Annotated in this window: 17 protein-coding genes and 3 pseudogenes; 12 read left to right on the forward strand and 8 right to left on the reverse strand. The window is 69.5% G+C overall.

All coding sequences use genetic code 11. The features are described 5' to 3' along the window. Positions 1-13 precede the first annotated feature (13 nt). Positions 14-283, forward strand: a complete 270-nt coding sequence (locus ABZX22_RS36005; RefSeq protein WP_354918434.1) for a hypothetical protein — start codon at positions 14-16, stop codon at positions 281-283. A gap of 368 nt (positions 284-651) precedes the next feature. Here ABZX22_RS36005 and ABZX22_RS36010 read toward each other — a convergent pair. After that, a pseudogene (locus ABZX22_RS36010) lies at positions 652-1,013 on the reverse strand (transposase); the annotation flags it as partial. A 285-nt stretch (positions 1,014-1,298) separates the two neighbouring features. Between ABZX22_RS36010 and ABZX22_RS36015 the strand changes: the two are divergent. From ABZX22_RS36015 to ABZX22_RS36030, 4 genes and pseudogenes are all read left to right on the forward strand, one after another. Then, positions 1,299-1,766 carry a DUF3237 domain-containing protein gene (locus ABZX22_RS36015; RefSeq protein WP_354918437.1) on the forward strand — a complete coding sequence of 156 codons (468 nt, stop codon included), beginning with the start codon at positions 1,299-1,301 and terminating at the stop codon, positions 1,764-1,766. Between the two features lie 327 nt (positions 1,767-2,093). Continuing rightward, positions 2,094-2,570, forward strand: a complete 477-nt coding sequence (locus ABZX22_RS36020) for an SRPBCC domain-containing protein (protein ID WP_354918440.1) — start codon at positions 2,094-2,096, stop codon at positions 2,568-2,570. Then, positions 2,570-3,946 (forward strand): MFS transporter, encoded by a 1,377-nt coding sequence (locus ABZX22_RS36025; RefSeq protein ID WP_354918443.1) that lies wholly within the window; start codon positions 2,570-2,572, stop codon positions 3,944-3,946. Before ABZX22_RS36020 ends, ABZX22_RS36025 begins: the two co-directional genes overlap by 1 nt. A gap of 451 nt (positions 3,947-4,397) precedes the next feature. Further along, positions 4,398-4,499: pseudogene (locus ABZX22_RS36030) on the forward strand (hypothetical protein); the annotation flags it as partial. Positions 4,500-4,569: 70 nt separating this feature from the next. Here ABZX22_RS36030 and ABZX22_RS36035 read toward each other — a convergent pair. Then, positions 4,570-4,686 (reverse strand): annotated as a pseudogene (locus ABZX22_RS36035) (ATP-binding protein); the annotation flags it as partial. Positions 4,687-4,923: 237 nt separating this feature from the next. Between ABZX22_RS36035 and ABZX22_RS36040 the strand changes: the two are divergent. The 3 genes from ABZX22_RS36040 to ABZX22_RS36050 are packed head-to-tail and all read left to right on the forward strand — an operon-like array spanning position 4,924 to position 6,513. After that, positions 4,924-5,619, forward strand: a complete 696-nt coding sequence (locus ABZX22_RS36040; protein WP_354918446.1) for an AraC family transcriptional regulator — start codon at positions 4,924-4,926, stop codon at positions 5,617-5,619. 19 nt (positions 5,620-5,638) lie between these two features. Further along, the gene (locus ABZX22_RS36045; protein ID WP_354918449.1) at positions 5,639-5,899 is read left to right on the forward strand and encodes a VOC family protein; all 261 of its coding nucleotides are present in this window, start codon (positions 5,639-5,641) and stop codon (positions 5,897-5,899) included. Positions 5,900-5,943: 44 nt separating this feature from the next. Beyond that, positions 5,944-6,513 carry a hypothetical protein gene (locus tag ABZX22_RS36050; protein WP_354918452.1) on the forward strand — a complete coding sequence of 190 codons (570 nt, stop codon included), beginning with the start codon at positions 5,944-5,946 and terminating at the stop codon, positions 6,511-6,513. On the opposite strand, the gene ABZX22_RS36055 is transcribed toward ABZX22_RS36050, so the two are convergent. The 4 genes from ABZX22_RS36055 to ABZX22_RS36070 form a co-directional block, all read right to left on the reverse strand. Continuing rightward, positions 6,425-7,009, reverse strand: coding sequence for a hypothetical protein (locus ABZX22_RS36055; RefSeq protein WP_354918455.1), 585 nt, complete (start codon positions 7,007-7,009; stop codon positions 6,425-6,427). The two genes, ABZX22_RS36050 and ABZX22_RS36055, sit on opposite strands and share 89 nt — an antisense overlap. Before the next feature lie 16 nt (positions 7,010-7,025). Further along, on the reverse strand, positions 7,026-7,682 hold the full coding sequence (locus ABZX22_RS36060) for a papain-like cysteine protease family protein (RefSeq protein WP_354918458.1): 657 nt from the start codon (positions 7,680-7,682) through the stop codon (positions 7,026-7,028). A 737-nt stretch (positions 7,683-8,419) separates the two neighbouring features. Beyond that, a complete protein-coding gene (locus ABZX22_RS36065; protein WP_354918461.1) occupies positions 8,420-8,848 on the reverse strand; it encodes a hypothetical protein in 429 nt (142 codons plus the stop codon). Then, entirely contained in the window at positions 8,845-9,237 is a 393-nt protein-coding gene (locus ABZX22_RS36070; RefSeq protein ID WP_354918464.1) for a DUF6283 family protein, read from the reverse strand. Before ABZX22_RS36070 ends, ABZX22_RS36065 begins: the two co-directional genes overlap by 4 nt. Before the next feature lie 234 nt (positions 9,238-9,471). Between ABZX22_RS36070 and ABZX22_RS36075 the strand changes: the two genes are divergently transcribed. Next, positions 9,472-9,876, forward strand: coding sequence for a hypothetical protein (locus ABZX22_RS36075; protein WP_354918467.1), 405 nt, complete (start codon positions 9,472-9,474; stop codon positions 9,874-9,876). 82 nt (positions 9,877-9,958) lie between these two features. On the opposite strand, the gene ABZX22_RS36080 is transcribed toward ABZX22_RS36075, so the two are convergent. Continuing rightward, entirely contained in the window at positions 9,959-10,129 is a 171-nt protein-coding gene (locus tag ABZX22_RS36080) for a hypothetical protein (protein WP_354918470.1), read from the reverse strand. 279 nt (positions 10,130-10,408) lie between these two features. Next, complete coding sequence (locus tag ABZX22_RS36085; RefSeq protein ID WP_354918472.1) at positions 10,409-11,341, reverse strand: AraC family transcriptional regulator; 933 nt, start codon at positions 11,339-11,341, stop codon at positions 10,409-10,411. 90 nt (positions 11,342-11,431) lie between these two features. Between ABZX22_RS36085 and ABZX22_RS36090 the strand changes: the two genes are divergently transcribed. The 3 genes from ABZX22_RS36090 to ABZX22_RS36100 all read left to right on the forward strand — a co-directional run bounded on the left by ABZX22_RS36090 (position 11,432) and on the right by ABZX22_RS36100 (position 14,112). Continuing rightward, a complete protein-coding gene (locus tag ABZX22_RS36090) occupies positions 11,432-13,051 on the forward strand; it encodes a zinc-binding dehydrogenase (protein WP_354918475.1) in 1,620 nt (539 codons plus the stop codon). Beyond that, positions 13,048-13,605, forward strand: a complete 558-nt coding sequence (locus tag ABZX22_RS36095) for an NAD(P)H-dependent oxidoreductase (protein WP_354918478.1) — start codon at positions 13,048-13,050, stop codon at positions 13,603-13,605. Before ABZX22_RS36090 ends, ABZX22_RS36095 begins: the two co-directional genes overlap by 4 nt. A gap of 327 nt (positions 13,606-13,932) precedes the next feature. Next, complete coding sequence (locus ABZX22_RS36100) at positions 13,933-14,112, forward strand: hypothetical protein (RefSeq protein WP_354918481.1); 180 nt, start codon at positions 13,933-13,935, stop codon at positions 14,110-14,112. The last annotated feature ends 176 nt before the right edge of the window (positions 14,113-14,288 follow it).

Raw genomic sequence — 14,288 nt, forward strand, 5'->3', positions numbered from 1 at the left:
TAGGGTTCTGGCCATGACCGATCCCTATCGCATCTCCAGCCCTGAGCCCGACGCCGCCACCCCGCGGGCCACCTCCCGGCACGCGGCGCGCAGGCCCCCGCTGAGCAAAGGCGCGCTCGCGCTGCGCGCCCTGCTCTGGCTCGTCCTGATGGCCAGCTCGGTCGTCAACCTGATCGCCAACAGCATCGGCCGTGCCTGGTCGCTCGGCCTGGTCTCGGGCGCCGTCGCCATCGTGTGCGTCGCCGTCCTCATCGTGCACCACGTGAGCAGGCGCAGGACCTGAGCCACGTCGTCCCCTCACCGGCGTCACCAAGAAGGAGACCCACTGCTCGGATAGCTATCACCGAAGGAAGGGCAGGGGCGTTCCCAACAGGTCGCAGCGTGTAACCGATCCTCACTGCGGGGCCGGGTTTCGGGCCAGGTGTTCGGGGATGAGTCCGGCCCAGGGCTGCGCGATAACGCGATGAGCGACGTTTCCCCAGGTCACAACGCCGAGTCCTGGAGCACCCGCGGGTCCACGCCGAGACCGTACCGGGGCAGATAGGAGACCTGTATCTCGTAGCCACCCCGCCAGGCGCTCCAGCCAGGAGGTCAGAGCCTTTCCCGGGGCGGGTGCCGGATGCAGCGGCCACCGCCGCAGCGTCAGGTCGATCACGCCAGCTCACGCTCGAACAGCCTCCGCCGCTCGCTCGATCCGCTGGAGCCGGCCAGCAGCAGGGTCCGGTCGTTGACGGCTTCCTCGCCGGAGGTGATCGCCGGGCGGCCGCGCTGGTCAGCAGCGCGGTCAGCTCACCGATCGTGCCTTCACTGCGGGTGATGAGGCGTTCGGCCATCTCCGGTGTGGCGATCGGCGACGGCGAGCGCAGCGGAACGCCGCGGCGAAGCCGGCCAGCAGTGACCGCGCCTCCTCATCGGTCTGCCATCGCGGCAGGACGAACGGCTCAAACCGGTTCTCCCATCGCCAGGTAGGCGTCCCGGGCGCCGACTCCCACCAGCGGGATCTTCAGCTGATGTCAGTGCCCCGCGGAGTGGATGTCGGTACGGCTCACACACGTTCGCTGGCCGGACCGCATCGCGGTATCACCCCTGGTGTGTCGGCCAGCTGTCGCGGGGTCGGCAAGATGCGCAGCACCTCGTCGATCTCGCGCGGAGGATCGGCCTGCCTGCGAGGTTCCAGGTGGCCAGGGACCGCGGGGGCACACCGCACATCGCCCCGGGGGGTGCGGCGAGGGGGCGTCCGGCGGCTGTGAATACCCTGGGGTGCTCATTCGCACGTCCAACGCCGGGGAGTCTCCACCGTGTCTTTCGCGCCGTCGCTTGCCTTCGCCTTCGAGATTCGGGCCCAGATCGCGCCGACGCTGCACATCGGCCACGGCGACGGGGAACGCACCGAGTTCACCCCGATCGTCGGCGGAACCGTCACCGGCCCGCGGCTGCGCGGCACGGTGCTCTCCGGAGGCGGTGACTGGCACAGCACCCGTGGCGAGGTGTGCGAGTTGGACGCGCGCTACCTGATCCAGGCCGACGACGGCGCGGTCATCGACATCGTCAACCGCGGCTACTACCGGCCAGGTCCGCAAAGCCTGGACCAGCACGACGAGGGCCTCCAGGTGACGCACGCCGGCCTCTACTACCGGACCTCGCCCGTCTTCCGTACCGACGCCGCCGCCCACCGATGGCTCGCCGAGACCGTGTTCGTCGGACTCGCCCGCCCCGAAGGCGAGAGCGAGGACGTCGTCGCGATCCGCATGTACGAGGTGCTGTAGCCCGCCTGCGGCAGCGGAACGGCCGCCCTGTCGGTGTCCGTCCGTGACCGCCGGCTCGCTCCGGAGCTCAGGGGGCAGAAGCTGCGGCGACGCTCGGAATGCATGCGCCTGGACAGCCGGCTCATACTGCCCGTGTCGCCGCCAGGAAGGGGCATGTCCGGAGGCGACACCAAGGTGTGACGAAGGTGCCGTTCGCCCGTCCGCCAACCCCCTGACCACGGCATTCGCGGGCTGGACAGATTTCGCAACCCGGAGGGATCCTACGAATGCAGGGCGGGGCCGAGCCGATCCGACCGATGGCCGGTCACTGTCGGGCTGGAGGGCCCCATGGCCGCCAACGTGATGGTTGTGGTGGAGAGGCAGTACGACTACCCGCGGCCGGAGGTGTTCCGCGCCTGGACGGCTCCAGAGGAGATGGCGCAGTGGCGCGGCAGTCCCGGTTGGCACGTGGAGCCGGATACGGTCACGTCCGATCTGCGGCTCGGCGGACGTCACCACCACGTCAAGGTCCGTGACAACGATCCCACTACCCGGGTGACGACCAATGCGGTGTTCATCGAGTACTTCGAGCCGGATGTCTTCGTCGCACGCCAGCGGATCACGGGTGACCCTGACATCGACCCTGACGTGCCGCTGGAGCTGCGGGTCGAGTTCACCAAGACCGGACGCGACCACACCCTGGTGCGCGTCGTCCAGGGCCCCTTCGAGCCTGAGGTGGCCGGCTACCACAGCAAGGGCTGGGAGCTGGAACTCGACCGCCTCGAGGACTACCTGGCCCGGCGGCGGACCCGAGAGGGGGCCTGATGACGGCGACGGAAGCCCCCACTGCGCACATCACCATCGTGCGGCAGAAACCGCTGATGACCATGCGGCAGATCCTGCTGATGAATGTCGGATTCTTCGGCATCCAGTACAGCTTCGGCATGCAGCAGACCGCGGTGAACCCCATCTACAACTTCCTCGGGGCCTCTCCTGAGGAGCTGCCGCTGCTCAACCTCGCCGGACCCGTCACCGGACTGCTCATCCAGCCGCTCATCGGAGCGATGTCCGACCGCACCTGGAGCCCGCGGTGGGGGCGGCGCAAGCCGTACTTCATCGTGGGGGCGATCGGCTGCAGTGTCTGCCTGTTCCTGTTCCCGTTCGTCGCCGCCCTCTGGACGGCTGTGCTGCTCCTGTGGATCCTCGACGCCAGCAACAACACGGCCATGGAGCCCTATCGGGCGTTCATCGCCGACCGGCTGCCGCCGTCGCAGCTGGCCAAGGGCTTTCTCGCGCAGAGCTTCTTCACCGGGTTCGGGATCACTCTTGCCAACGTCTCGCTGTTCGTCTTCCAGACCGTCATCAGCGGAGCGACGTCCGCCGGCATCCCCTACTGGGTCGTCGCCTCGTTCCTTCTCGGTTCGGTCTGCTCCATCGCGACCGTTCTGGTGTCGGTTCTGACCACACCGGAGCTGCCTCCGAGCAAGGAGGAGCTGGCGGCGATCCGAGCCAAGAAGGGCGGCCTCGGCAGCGCTGTTCGAGAGATCTGGGAGGCGATCGTCGAGATGCCCCCCGAGCTGCGCAAGCTCGCGCTGGTGTACCTGTTCCAGTGGTACGCCATGGTCTGCTACTGGCAGTACGTCTCCCTCTCCATCGCCGAATCCGTCTACGGCGTGACCGCCGACGATCCGAGGTACGCGGAAGCCGTCTCATGGACCGGTGCCGTCAACGGCTGGTACAACATCGTCACCTTCTGCGTCGCGTTCCCGCTGGTCGCCTTGGCTCGCCGACGCGGCGCCAAGTGGGTGCACATCTTCTGCCTCCTGTGCGCCGCGACCGGGTTGCTGATCTTCGCCAACCTCACGAACAAGTACCTGCTCTTCCTCCCGATCATCGGTCTCGGCATCGCCTGGGCCTCGATCATGGGCGTGCCGTACATCATGGCCGTGCGCATGATCCCGTCCACGCGCTACGGCGTCTACATGGGGATCATCAACATGATGATCGTCGTGCCGATGCTCATCCAGACCGTGACCTTCGGCTGGATCTTCGAGAACCTCCTCGGTGGCGATCCGACCAACGCGATCATGTTCGCCGGCGTCCTGCTCGCGGTCGCCGCCCTCACGATGACCTGGATCAAGGAACCGCCCATCGTCCGCGATGTCGACGACCTCCTGGAGATGCCCACGGGCGCGCACTGAAGGGGTGCCACCGGTCGGGTCGCCCCGGGCGTCTCAGCCCGGGGCTCCTACAGAACCGTGCGTAACAATCTCTCGTTACACGGCTCTTGTCGTTCTGGTCACCAGGCCGTCGGGACCGTGTTCACCGCGCCCCCTGCGGCACCCCGGGCAACGCCTCCCGTATCAAGGCCGCGGCCCAGGCCGACAGCGACGAGGTGATCGAGAAGGCGGGCTGCGCCGACGTGGCCGACGTGGCGGCCTGTCTGCGTGAGGTCCCGATCGGCAAGCTGCTGGAGGTCTACGGCACGGCGCGGAAGCCGCGCCCGGTCAGCGGGACGCCCGCGCTGCCGCTCCCGGCCGACGAGGCTCTGCGCACAGGCCGGTTCAACCGTGTCCCCGTGCTGTTGGGCGCCAACCACGACGAGGGTTCGCGGGCTACCCGAAGCCCAGTTTCCCGGCCGCCGCCCAGCACATGGCCGAGCTGCCGTACCTGTTCGGCCTGGCCCTGTTCGAGAAGCTGTCGCCCCGGCAGGCCGACCTCGGTGACCGGCTGATCAGCGCCTGGATCCGCTTCGCCACCACCGGCGACCCCAACGGCGGCGGCGAGCAGGCCTGGCCCCTCCTGCGCGACACCCGCGGCCAGGCACCTGGAAGAGGAGTGCGGCGCCGTGCCGGTCGAGTCCCACGTAGCCGAGTTCGTCGATGCAGAGCAGGTCAACGCGTCCGTACCGGGCGACGGTCCTGGCGAGGACCTTCTCGTCGCGCGGCCCGGACATGTACGGCTTCGCCGCGGGATCGAGACGGAGCGCTTGCCGAGCCACTCGGCTCCAGGAAATGGCCACATCCATGGGGAGAGTTGGCCGCGATCCGTCCGCCATGAAGTGACCAGTTGCAGGTCGGGAGCACGATCAGGGGCGAGATCAATCCGGAACTGACACCGCTCGACCGCTCACAGATCACCCCCCATGGATTCCGGCACATATGGTGACGGAGTGACTGTGCGTGCCAATCTGATGTCCACGGCCCTGGCGCCGTTCGTGGCGACACTGGATTCGTACGATCTCGGGTCAAAGCCGGTCGGCGTTCATCGCGGGCTTCCCTCGTCCACGGTGTCGATCACGATCCCCGAGGAGGAATCGCTCGAGATCGCATGGGTCGGGCGGCCCGGGCCCTCCACACGGCTCCGAGCCGTTGTAGCCGGACTCCATCTGAACGCGGCCGAGCTCAGGCAAGAGAGGTGCACGCGCGGCGTGTGGCTGACACTCCGCCCACCGGGTGTCAGCGCACTGCTGGGAGTCCCGGCGGCGGCGCTGGCCGGGCATGTCATCGACCTCGCCGACGTCGTCCCGGCGATGGCCGACCTGCCAGAGCGTCTGATGGCCTGCCGGTCCTGGCCACAACGTCGCGCCCTTGTCGAACACTCCCTGCTCGCCGGCCTGGCCCGGCACGGCGAGCGCGCTGACCACTACAGGATGCGGGCCACGCTCGCGGCCCTGTCCAGCACTTCCCGGGTGCGGGAAGCCGCAGAACTGCTCGGGTGCTCCCGGCGGCACCTGAGTAGCATGGTGCGTACCGAGTTCGGTGTGACGCCGAAGGAATACCAGCGGCTCGTCCGCTTCGAGACCGCCCGGGGCCGGCTCGTGGCCGCCGGTGCCGGCGAATCCGCTCTGGCGTTTCCGGGCCCCACTGAGTGATGATGGCCGGCCCTCCGTCGTGGACCACCGCATCGGTGATTCGTCCTTCCGCGTCTCGCCTGCCGTCTCCTCGTGGGGGTGGCTGTCGCCAGACGATCTCGGCGGCTCCGCGGTCCTCCTCGAGATCGAGGTCGACGACCCGGACGCAGTCGGTGAACGCATGATCGAACACGGCTCCGAAGTGGTCGTGCCGATCGAGAACCGGCCTTACGGCAAGCGCTCGGGCCGCATTCGTGACCCGTTCGGCCATCTGTGGATCATCACCGGCGATCTTCGCTGAGCCGAACCCGGCCCCTCGGTGACCGGCTCCAGCGCCTCCCGCACGTGGTGCGCGGCCGGCCTGCTCGTCTGACGAGTTGGAAGCCCGCCGGGCATCTGGCCGAGCTCGCCGGCGCGTTGGAGGCCGCCTACACCCGAGTGCTGGACGGGCTCGGCGGCAACACCGCGGTGCAGTTCGTCGGCGGCCGGCTGCGGCTGGAGAAACTCGGCGCGCTGGCAGAGCGGCCGCTGATGAATGAAACGGTGCTCCACGGCGACCCCTGGGACAGTTCCGTCGCCTTCCCCGACCTGAAGGACACCACCTTCGACTCCGGCCTGTCGGCCGCGTGCCTGGTTCCCGGCCTTGTCGGCGCCTTCACCGCGTTCTACGTCGTCAAGGGCGACCGCTACATGCGCGTCCGCAAGCAGAGCTTCTGGCCCGGCCCGGCCACCGCTCACCGCCTCTCGCACAGGACCTCACGGTCTGAGCGAGAGGCGCCCGGCACGCCGGCACGACAGCGTAGGCCCGAAAGTCAAGCGTATGGCGTTAGGTCGGCTCCCGGTCGCGGGGCTGGCGGGCTCTGTACTCCTGGGCACGGGCAGCGAGTTCCCGGAAGAACACCGGTGGTGGCGTGACCTGGCCCTCGCGCCCGATCGGGGAGGGTGCCAGCGGTATGAGTAGATCGGTGTTGGGTGAGTGCAACCACAGGGCAACCTGGTAGAGCTCGGGGATCCGCAGGAGTCGGAGATCGAACCCGGCCAGTTGGAGCTGCGGAAGGGCTCGTGCGGCTCTGACCGCGGTCGCGGTGGCTCCAACGGATGAGCTTCTGTAGAACGTTGGCGGGAAGGTGCGGTCCGGTGTTTCGGCGACTTCGGCGCCGGCGAGCACATTGCCGCCGGACTCCAGCAGGAATCGCCAGCCCACCGGCTGCGCCACTTCCAGGCCGCCGCCAGCCTCGATGTCTTTGACGAGCAGGGCGAACACCCGGTGTGGGGTGGACACCTCCACGTCATCCGGGGAGACCTCGCCCAGCAGTTTGGGGCCCTCTCCGCCGGCTCTGGCGATGAGGCCGAGCTGGGACCGTGTTTCGTCCCGAATCCGTCCCGGCGGTTCAGGCATGTTCAACGGCATCGCATGCTCCCTGAGGCTAGTTTCGCCGAGTCTTGAAGGTCCTGTTCCAGGTGCCGTTCGGGCCGCCCGGGTAGCCGCCGAAGAGCGTCTCCCATGCGACCCACATGATGGGATCGTTCTCCTGGCCCGCGTATGTCCCGTGAGTACCCTCCCACGGGTCATGCACCCATACGTGCACCAGTTCACCGGTCTCCGGACGGTAGCTGTACCCCCAGATGTTGACGATGTGGCCGGAGAGGCCGCCACCCCAGCCGATGTTCATCATGACTGGGCGTCCGGCGTCTATCTCCGCTTTGACCTCGTTCTTCGTCAACTCCCTGAGCCTTCTGACCTCCACCCACCTGTTGCCCACCCACGTCGCGTCGACGGAATATCTGTCACCGTCGGCAACAGGGACCTGGACCCCGGCTTGCTGCAGCGGCCCGAAATCCGGCCACCAGCCCTGGTTGCAGTCCCCGCGTAACTCGCCATCTGGGCAGCAGCGGAACGGTCGCTGGTCGGCGAGCCTGGAGTCGTCCCTGTTGAGGACTGCGGCGGCGAATCCGCACTGGGTCCAAACCTGCGCGTTGGCGTAGAAGTTCGCGATGCTGATCGTCGTCGCGTTCCAACACCAGAGTGTCTTTTCCTGGTATTGACGCCAGCGCCAGTATGTCGAGCCGAGACTCTTGACCATTACGCTCTCGTCTGGTTGTGACACGCGACGTCATCCCTTCACTAGGCCGGTTACGTCGCCGCCGTCTTCTCGTAGAAGCCCCACCGTTGCGCCTCCTGACCGGGGCCCGGGAGGGCCCACGCCGCTGACGTTAAAGAGCCACAACTGCGCTCACAATAGTCACCATCTGCCAGGCTGGACCGAAACAAACAGAGTGGGACTCACATTTCAATTGCGGGCCGCCCATTACGTCTCGGCCTTCCGCTCGGCCGCGACCAGCAGCGCCCCGCACGGACTTGTCTCCTTGGCGCGAACCGCGAGGTCCGGGTCGAAAGCGCCTAAGCCTCGGCCTGGTCGCACGGGGGAGATCGCATCGGCTCCGCCACTCGCGCCCCATCAGCCTCGAAAGAGGACTGCCGTGAACATCTCCGTCCCGTGGCCTCATCCGGCCACCGGCCGCAGCATGTGTGACAGCGTCGGCCAGGCGATAGCGTGAGACGCGTCCTCGAGGTCGCCGCGGTGCTCGGGCCAGCCGGTCGCGACCTGCGCGCCCGGTGGCTCGGCAGGGGCTGCCGGCGACGGCGAGGCTCTGGCGCAGCCTCGCCCCGCCCTTGTAGGTGGTGATGACCAGACGAGCCTGCTCGACCCCGGCCCACCGGATACGACCTGGGTACACGTACTGGTTCTCCCTGAACGAGGTCGTTCTCAGGCGGCGGCGAGGTCCGGATCACGCTCATGTGGGGCTCATGACACGTTTCTTACCGGCACCCCAGCAGCCAGCGCAGGAACGCGGTCAGCACCTGCAGCCGGGTCCGCCGGGTGCTGGCCAGCGGGCAGTCGGCCAGCCAGGCGGCCACCACGTTCCAGGTGAGCCGGTCCAGGGCGTCGACGAGGTCGACGTCGGCGCCGGGTACCTCGCCGCCGTCGCGCCGGGCCCGGCGCGGCCGCAGCCCGGCGATGTCGCCGACGCCGGCCACCAGCGGCGCCGGCGGCGCCAGTCCCGATGCTGGCTGGAGGTTGACGGTCCGGCGGGTGGTCGGATCCGGAGGGGGGCCGTCCCCAGCTTCCGGAGCGCTGCCGGGGGCATGTACCGCGGTCGGCTCGATCACATCGCCGCTCGCCGGACCCGTCGGCGCCGCGGCGGAGATGACGGCCGAGGTCGGCGGTGCCCCGGATCGGCTGATCATCTGTTGTCCTGGGCGGTGTGGGGCCGCCCGGCTGCTCGAGTGCCGCCCCCTGTGTCACGCCGGGCCGGACCGGCGGCCAACTGGGCATCGCGGCGGGCGAGCAGTTCGTGCAGCGAGGCGTGCAGCGGCGGCCAGTCGCGCCGGTCCGGATCGACGGCGCCGCCGGGCAGCCGTCCGCGCAGCAGGCTCATCCGGACACCGATGTGCTCCGGTCCGACCACGGCCGGCCAGCCGGCGCACAGGCGGAAGGGGTGGGCGGTGTCCGGCTGGTCCTTGTGGCAGGCCATGCGCGGCGCCGAGGTCAGCCGTGCCACGTCGGCGGCCGAGCTGCGGGTGTGGAAGAAGTCGGCCCAGCACCGCCTGGCCCCTTCCACCTCGCTCCACGGCACCCAAGGCGATCGGACCAGGAAGCGGGGGCGCCCGAGTCGAGGTCACGCTGCCGCATGGCAGCATTCTGATGAAGATCGGCATTCCTGCTACTCGCGGTGGGCGCCGCCGTGGAGCAGGCTGGCGGCAGCGCCTGACCCCGATGGCGAGGGTCCATGTCCGACGAACGAAGAGGAAGGACCCTCATGCCTGTCGCGCCCGCGCGTACACGTGCCGCTGTCTGCGTTCTGCTGTTGATGCTCTCGCTGAGCGCCTGCCGGGAAGAACCCGAGCGACGGACCGCGCCGGTCTCCCCCACCACCGACCTCGCCGTCTCGACATCGCCGGCCCCCAGGAAGAGCGTGCCGGAGCGCAGGCCGGTGCTGGTGGGGCCGGGCACCGTGTGCGGTGAGATCCAGCCGCCCAACGGCGGCCCGATGGCCGCGGTCGCGGTTCTCGAAGGACGCGCCGACTGCCGGGCGGCCGTTCGGACCTTCCGTTCCTATTACCGAGCCGACACTCCCAAGCAGGGCAGTGCGGGGGTGGCGACCGTCGGCGGGTGGCGTTGCGCCAGCAACTCCGCCGCTCAGGCGAACAGCAGCGGGCGGCTTTCCTCCTGCCGGAAGGCCGCCGCCACCATCGTGGCGGACGTCATCCCCTGACCGCCGCAGGTCCACGACCTGCCGATCAGCCTGCCAGGGCTGCCCCGGCGGGACTAACGGCCGACGGCCCGCCGTACGGAAACTACGGTTCGCCCTGTGGCGGAGCCGCTCTGGGTGGCCGCTCCGGGCCCTGTTCCGGCGTGGACGTTGCGCGGTAGCCGAAGACGGCCGCCTCCAGCGCGGCCATGGCCAGCAGGAAGGCCAGGCCCCCGACCGGGAGCGCCACCAGGATGACGAACGCCATGGTGAGCATGCGCCCATCCCCCTCAGGCCTGCCTCTCCGCAGTCGTCGCTCTACCCGGACAAATCCACATCAAAGGGACATCTATGTAGATAACCCCTCTTGTTCGCGGAGATATCTGCGGAGGAGTGCCCAGCAGCGGACGGACAGGGCGGCCGACGTCAGCCGCCGGCGAGCGGGTCGCGAGCCCGTCGCCGACGAGCGGGCGGCCGGGCGGAAGGGCAGGTCGACCGGCTCCCGCGGCCGCGCTGGGCGTCTCGCCGCGCGGCGGCTGCTTCAGGGCATCCGGGGTTATGCCGCCGGGCAGCCCTGTCGGCGGTATTTGCCTGGGGCCGTGCCGTACTCGCGTTTGAAGGCGTTGGCGAAGGCGAACTCCGAGCCGTAGCCGACCGCGGCGGCGATCTCGCTCAGCGCGGCGTCGGAGTCGCGGAGCATGCGCGCGGCCGTGCCCAGCCGCCACCAGGTCAGATAGGTCAGCGGCGGCTGCCCGACGAGCTGGGTGAACCGGCGGGAGAACGCCGCGCGGGACAGCCCGGCACGGCGGCCCAGCGACTCGACCGTCCAGGGGTGGGCGGGGTCGCGGTGGATGCCGTCGAGTGCGGCGCTGATGGCGGGGTCGGCCAGCGCGGCGGCCCAGCTGTCGACCTTGCAGTGCTCCGTCGAGGCGTCGAGCCAGGCGCGCAGGATGTACAGCAGCAGCATGTCCAGCAGCGCCGACACCACCGTGTCCGCGCCGGGCCGCGGGTCGTCGATCTCCTTGCCGAGCAGTTCGACGGCGGCGCGCAGCTCGGTGTTGTGCCCCACCCTGGCAGGCAGGTGGATCATCTCGGGCAGCCCTCTGAGCAGCGGATGCGCGCGGCTGGAATCGAGCTGGTAGCCGCCGCAGAGCGTGACGGTGACGGGCCCCGCGCCCTCCATGGACGCGGAGGCGAACAGCTCGGCCTCCCCGTACGGGTCGCAGTCGGGTTCGGCGATCGGGCTGGTGGGCGAGTCGGCCAGCGCGTAGCCGTGCCCGTGCGGGAAGAACAGCACGTCGCCCGTGCCCACGGGGATCGGTTCGTCCTCCGGCGGGACGGCCCAGCACGACCCCTGCAGCACCACCTGGAAGCCCGCCGAGCCCGGGGCTGACGGGAACCGGAGACCCCAGGGCGCCGACCATTCGACCCGGGCCGATCGCGGCCGGCCCATCCGCATCGAGGCGATCACGTCGCTCAGCACGTCCACGGAACGAAGTCTAGCTATGAAGACGATGGCGTATGAATCGGAGATAGGAACGTATTGGCTGTCTTCCACCGGCCTCCTACGGTTGACGGCATGACAAGAGTCCTGGTCAGCGGGGCGACCGGCACGATCGGCCGCCCGCTGGTGACCCAACTGGAACACGCGGGCGCCGACGTCCGCACGGTGACGAGGCAGTTGACCGACCCTGCCGCGCTCCGGGCGGCTCTCGACGGCGTGGACGCGGTCTTCCTGCTGTGGCCGTTCGCCTCAGCCGAGGGCGCCCGCGAGGTGCTGGAGCTGATCGGGGCCCGGCGGGTGGTCTACCTGTCCTCGGCCGCCGCCCGCCCGCACGAGGTCGAGATCGAGCGCCTGATCGCCGGGACGGCGCGGGAGTGGACGGTGCTGCGCCCCCACGCGTTCGCGGCCAACACCCTGCGGTGGGCCGAGCAGGTCCGCGCGGGCGTCGTGCGGCAGCCGTACGGCGAGGCGACCCTGGCCCCGATCCACGAGCGGGACGTCGCTGCCGTCGCGGTGCGCGCGCTGCTCGATCAGGGGCACCACGGCGCGGTCTACACGCTGACCGGATCCCGGCCGCTGACCCGGCGCGAGCAGGCGAGCACGATCGGCGCGGCGATCGGCCGGCCGCTGCGCTGGGAGGAGGAGCCTCCGGAGGAGTCCAGGCAGCGGCTGCTCGACCTGGGCCTGCCGCCGGCGGCCGTGGACGAGATGCTGCGCGGTCTGGCCGGGCCTGGCCCGACCACCAGGACCTTCGAGGAGATCACCGGAGCGCCCGCGAGCACGTTCGAGGCGTGGGCGAGCGAGCACGCCGCCGGCTTCCTCGGCACCATGCGGGCCGCCCGCATCCACGAGTACGGCGACGCCTCGGTGATCTCGCTGGACGAGGTGCCGGTGCCGAGGCCCGGGCCGGACGAGGTGCTCATCAGGGTGGCCGCGACCTCGTTCAACCCGTCGGAGGTCGGCCTGCGCATGGGCCTGTTGCGGGACGTGCTCCCCGTCACGCTGCCGCACACGCTCGGTTTGGACGTCGCGGGCACCGTGGTCACCGGGGCGGGTGACTTCGCGCCCGGCGATCGGGTGATCGGGCTCATCGACGGGGCGGCGGCGGAGTACGCGGTCGCGCCGGCCGGCCTGCTGGCCAGAGCGCCGGAGCGGATTCCGCTGGCGGACGCGGCGGCCGTCCCGGTGGCCGGGCTCACCGCGTGGCAGGCGGTCTTCGAGCACGCCCGCATCGGTCCCGGCAGCCGGGTGCTGATCAACGGGGCCGGTGGCGGCGTCGGGTTGTTCTCGGTCCAGCTGGCCAAGCACGCGGGGGCGCACGTGGTGGCGACGGCGAGCCCGCGCAGCGCCGCGGCCGTACGCACGCTGGGCGCCGACGAGGTCGTCGACTACACCAGCACCGACCTGCCGGGCGGCAGCGACGTGCTGATCAACCTGGTGCCGGGGGTGCCCGCGTCGGTGACCGGGCTGGCCAGGCGGTTCGTCTCGATCACCGAGCCGATCGAGCATCCGCGCGCCGTCCGGTTCGTGGCCCGCAACGACCCGGGCCAGCTGGCCGAGCTGGTGGCGCTGATCGACAAGGGCGTGGTGAAGGTCGAGGCGGACGCGCGCCCACTGGAGTCCCTGGCGGACGTGCACCGTGCCGCCGAGCGCGGCGCTGTTCGCGGAAAAGTCATCCTGAAGGTAGAGAAATGATCAGAATTGGCATCATTGTCGGCAGCACGCGGCCGGGACGCAACGGCGAGGCCGTCGCCCGCTGGGTCCACGACCACGCGGTCAGGCGCGGCGACGCGCACTACGAGCTGGTCGACCTGAAGGACTACGGCCTGCCCCACCTCGACGAGCCGCTCGCCGCGGCCACCGGTGTCTACGAGCACCCGCACACCAAGGCCTGGTCCGGCACCATCGCCGGCCTCGACGGCTTCGTCTTCGTGACACCCGAGTACAACCACTCCACCAGCGGCGCGCTCAAGACCGCCATCGACTTCCTGTTCGCCGAGTGGCACGACAAGGCCGCGGGCGTGGTCGGCTACGGCGTCAGCGGCGGTGTCCGGGCGGCCGAGCACCTGCGGCAGGTGCTCGGCCAGGTCAAGGTGGCCGATGTGCAGGCGGCCGTGGAACTGCACCTGCACGCCGACTTCCAGGACTTCACCACCTTCAAGCCCGCCGCGCACCAGGACGACATGCTGAGCAAGCTGCTCGACCAGGTGGTCTCGTGGAGCACGGGGCTGCGACCGCTCAGAGCGTGAGGTGCCGCGTCACCGCCGCCGGTGGCGAACGGCCTCATCCGACGCTGACGTGTTCGTGACAGAACCGCCTGCTTCCTTGACCAGGAGGCGGGCGATTCCCCATCTGCGTGACCGTCGCCATTCCCGGCGAATACTCGCACATGTGATACGTCAAACAAAGGTCTGCGCATGCCCCTTTATCGGAAATCCGCAGCGGTCACGGAATAGGGGCCTCGACCACATGGTTGCACCGCTTATCACGAAATAACCGGATTCATCACACAATTCCGGGACACCAGCCCGGGTCTCACACCCAGGGCACAATTGATTCGACATGGAGTGATCTCGATGACCAGCATGAAGCACGTTCTCGCAGCCGGAACAGTAGCGATGTTCGCCCTCGCCGCACCCGTGGCGCTGGCCGCCCAGCCCGCCGGTGCCGCCACCGTGCCCGCTCACGTGGTCCAGCTCGACGGCGGTGGCAGCGCCAACGGCGCAGCCAATGGCAGCAGCAGCGGCATCCACTGACAAAGGATGAACATTCGCAACCCAAGAAACAATTACCGAAAAGGCGAGAACCCGCCGGCAGAGAAACGCAGAGGCGTGGGGGGCGCTCGCAGCCGCCCCAGAATGTATGTAAGTGGGCCGGGGGGGGCCACAAACGCGCCTGGAGCAGGGAAAAAGGGCACCCGGGGAGGAGGCGG

The sequence above is a fragment of the Nonomuraea sp. NPDC003804 genome (assembly GCF_040610675.1).
GTDB lineage: Bacteria > Actinomycetota > Actinomycetes > Streptosporangiales > Streptosporangiaceae > Nonomuraea.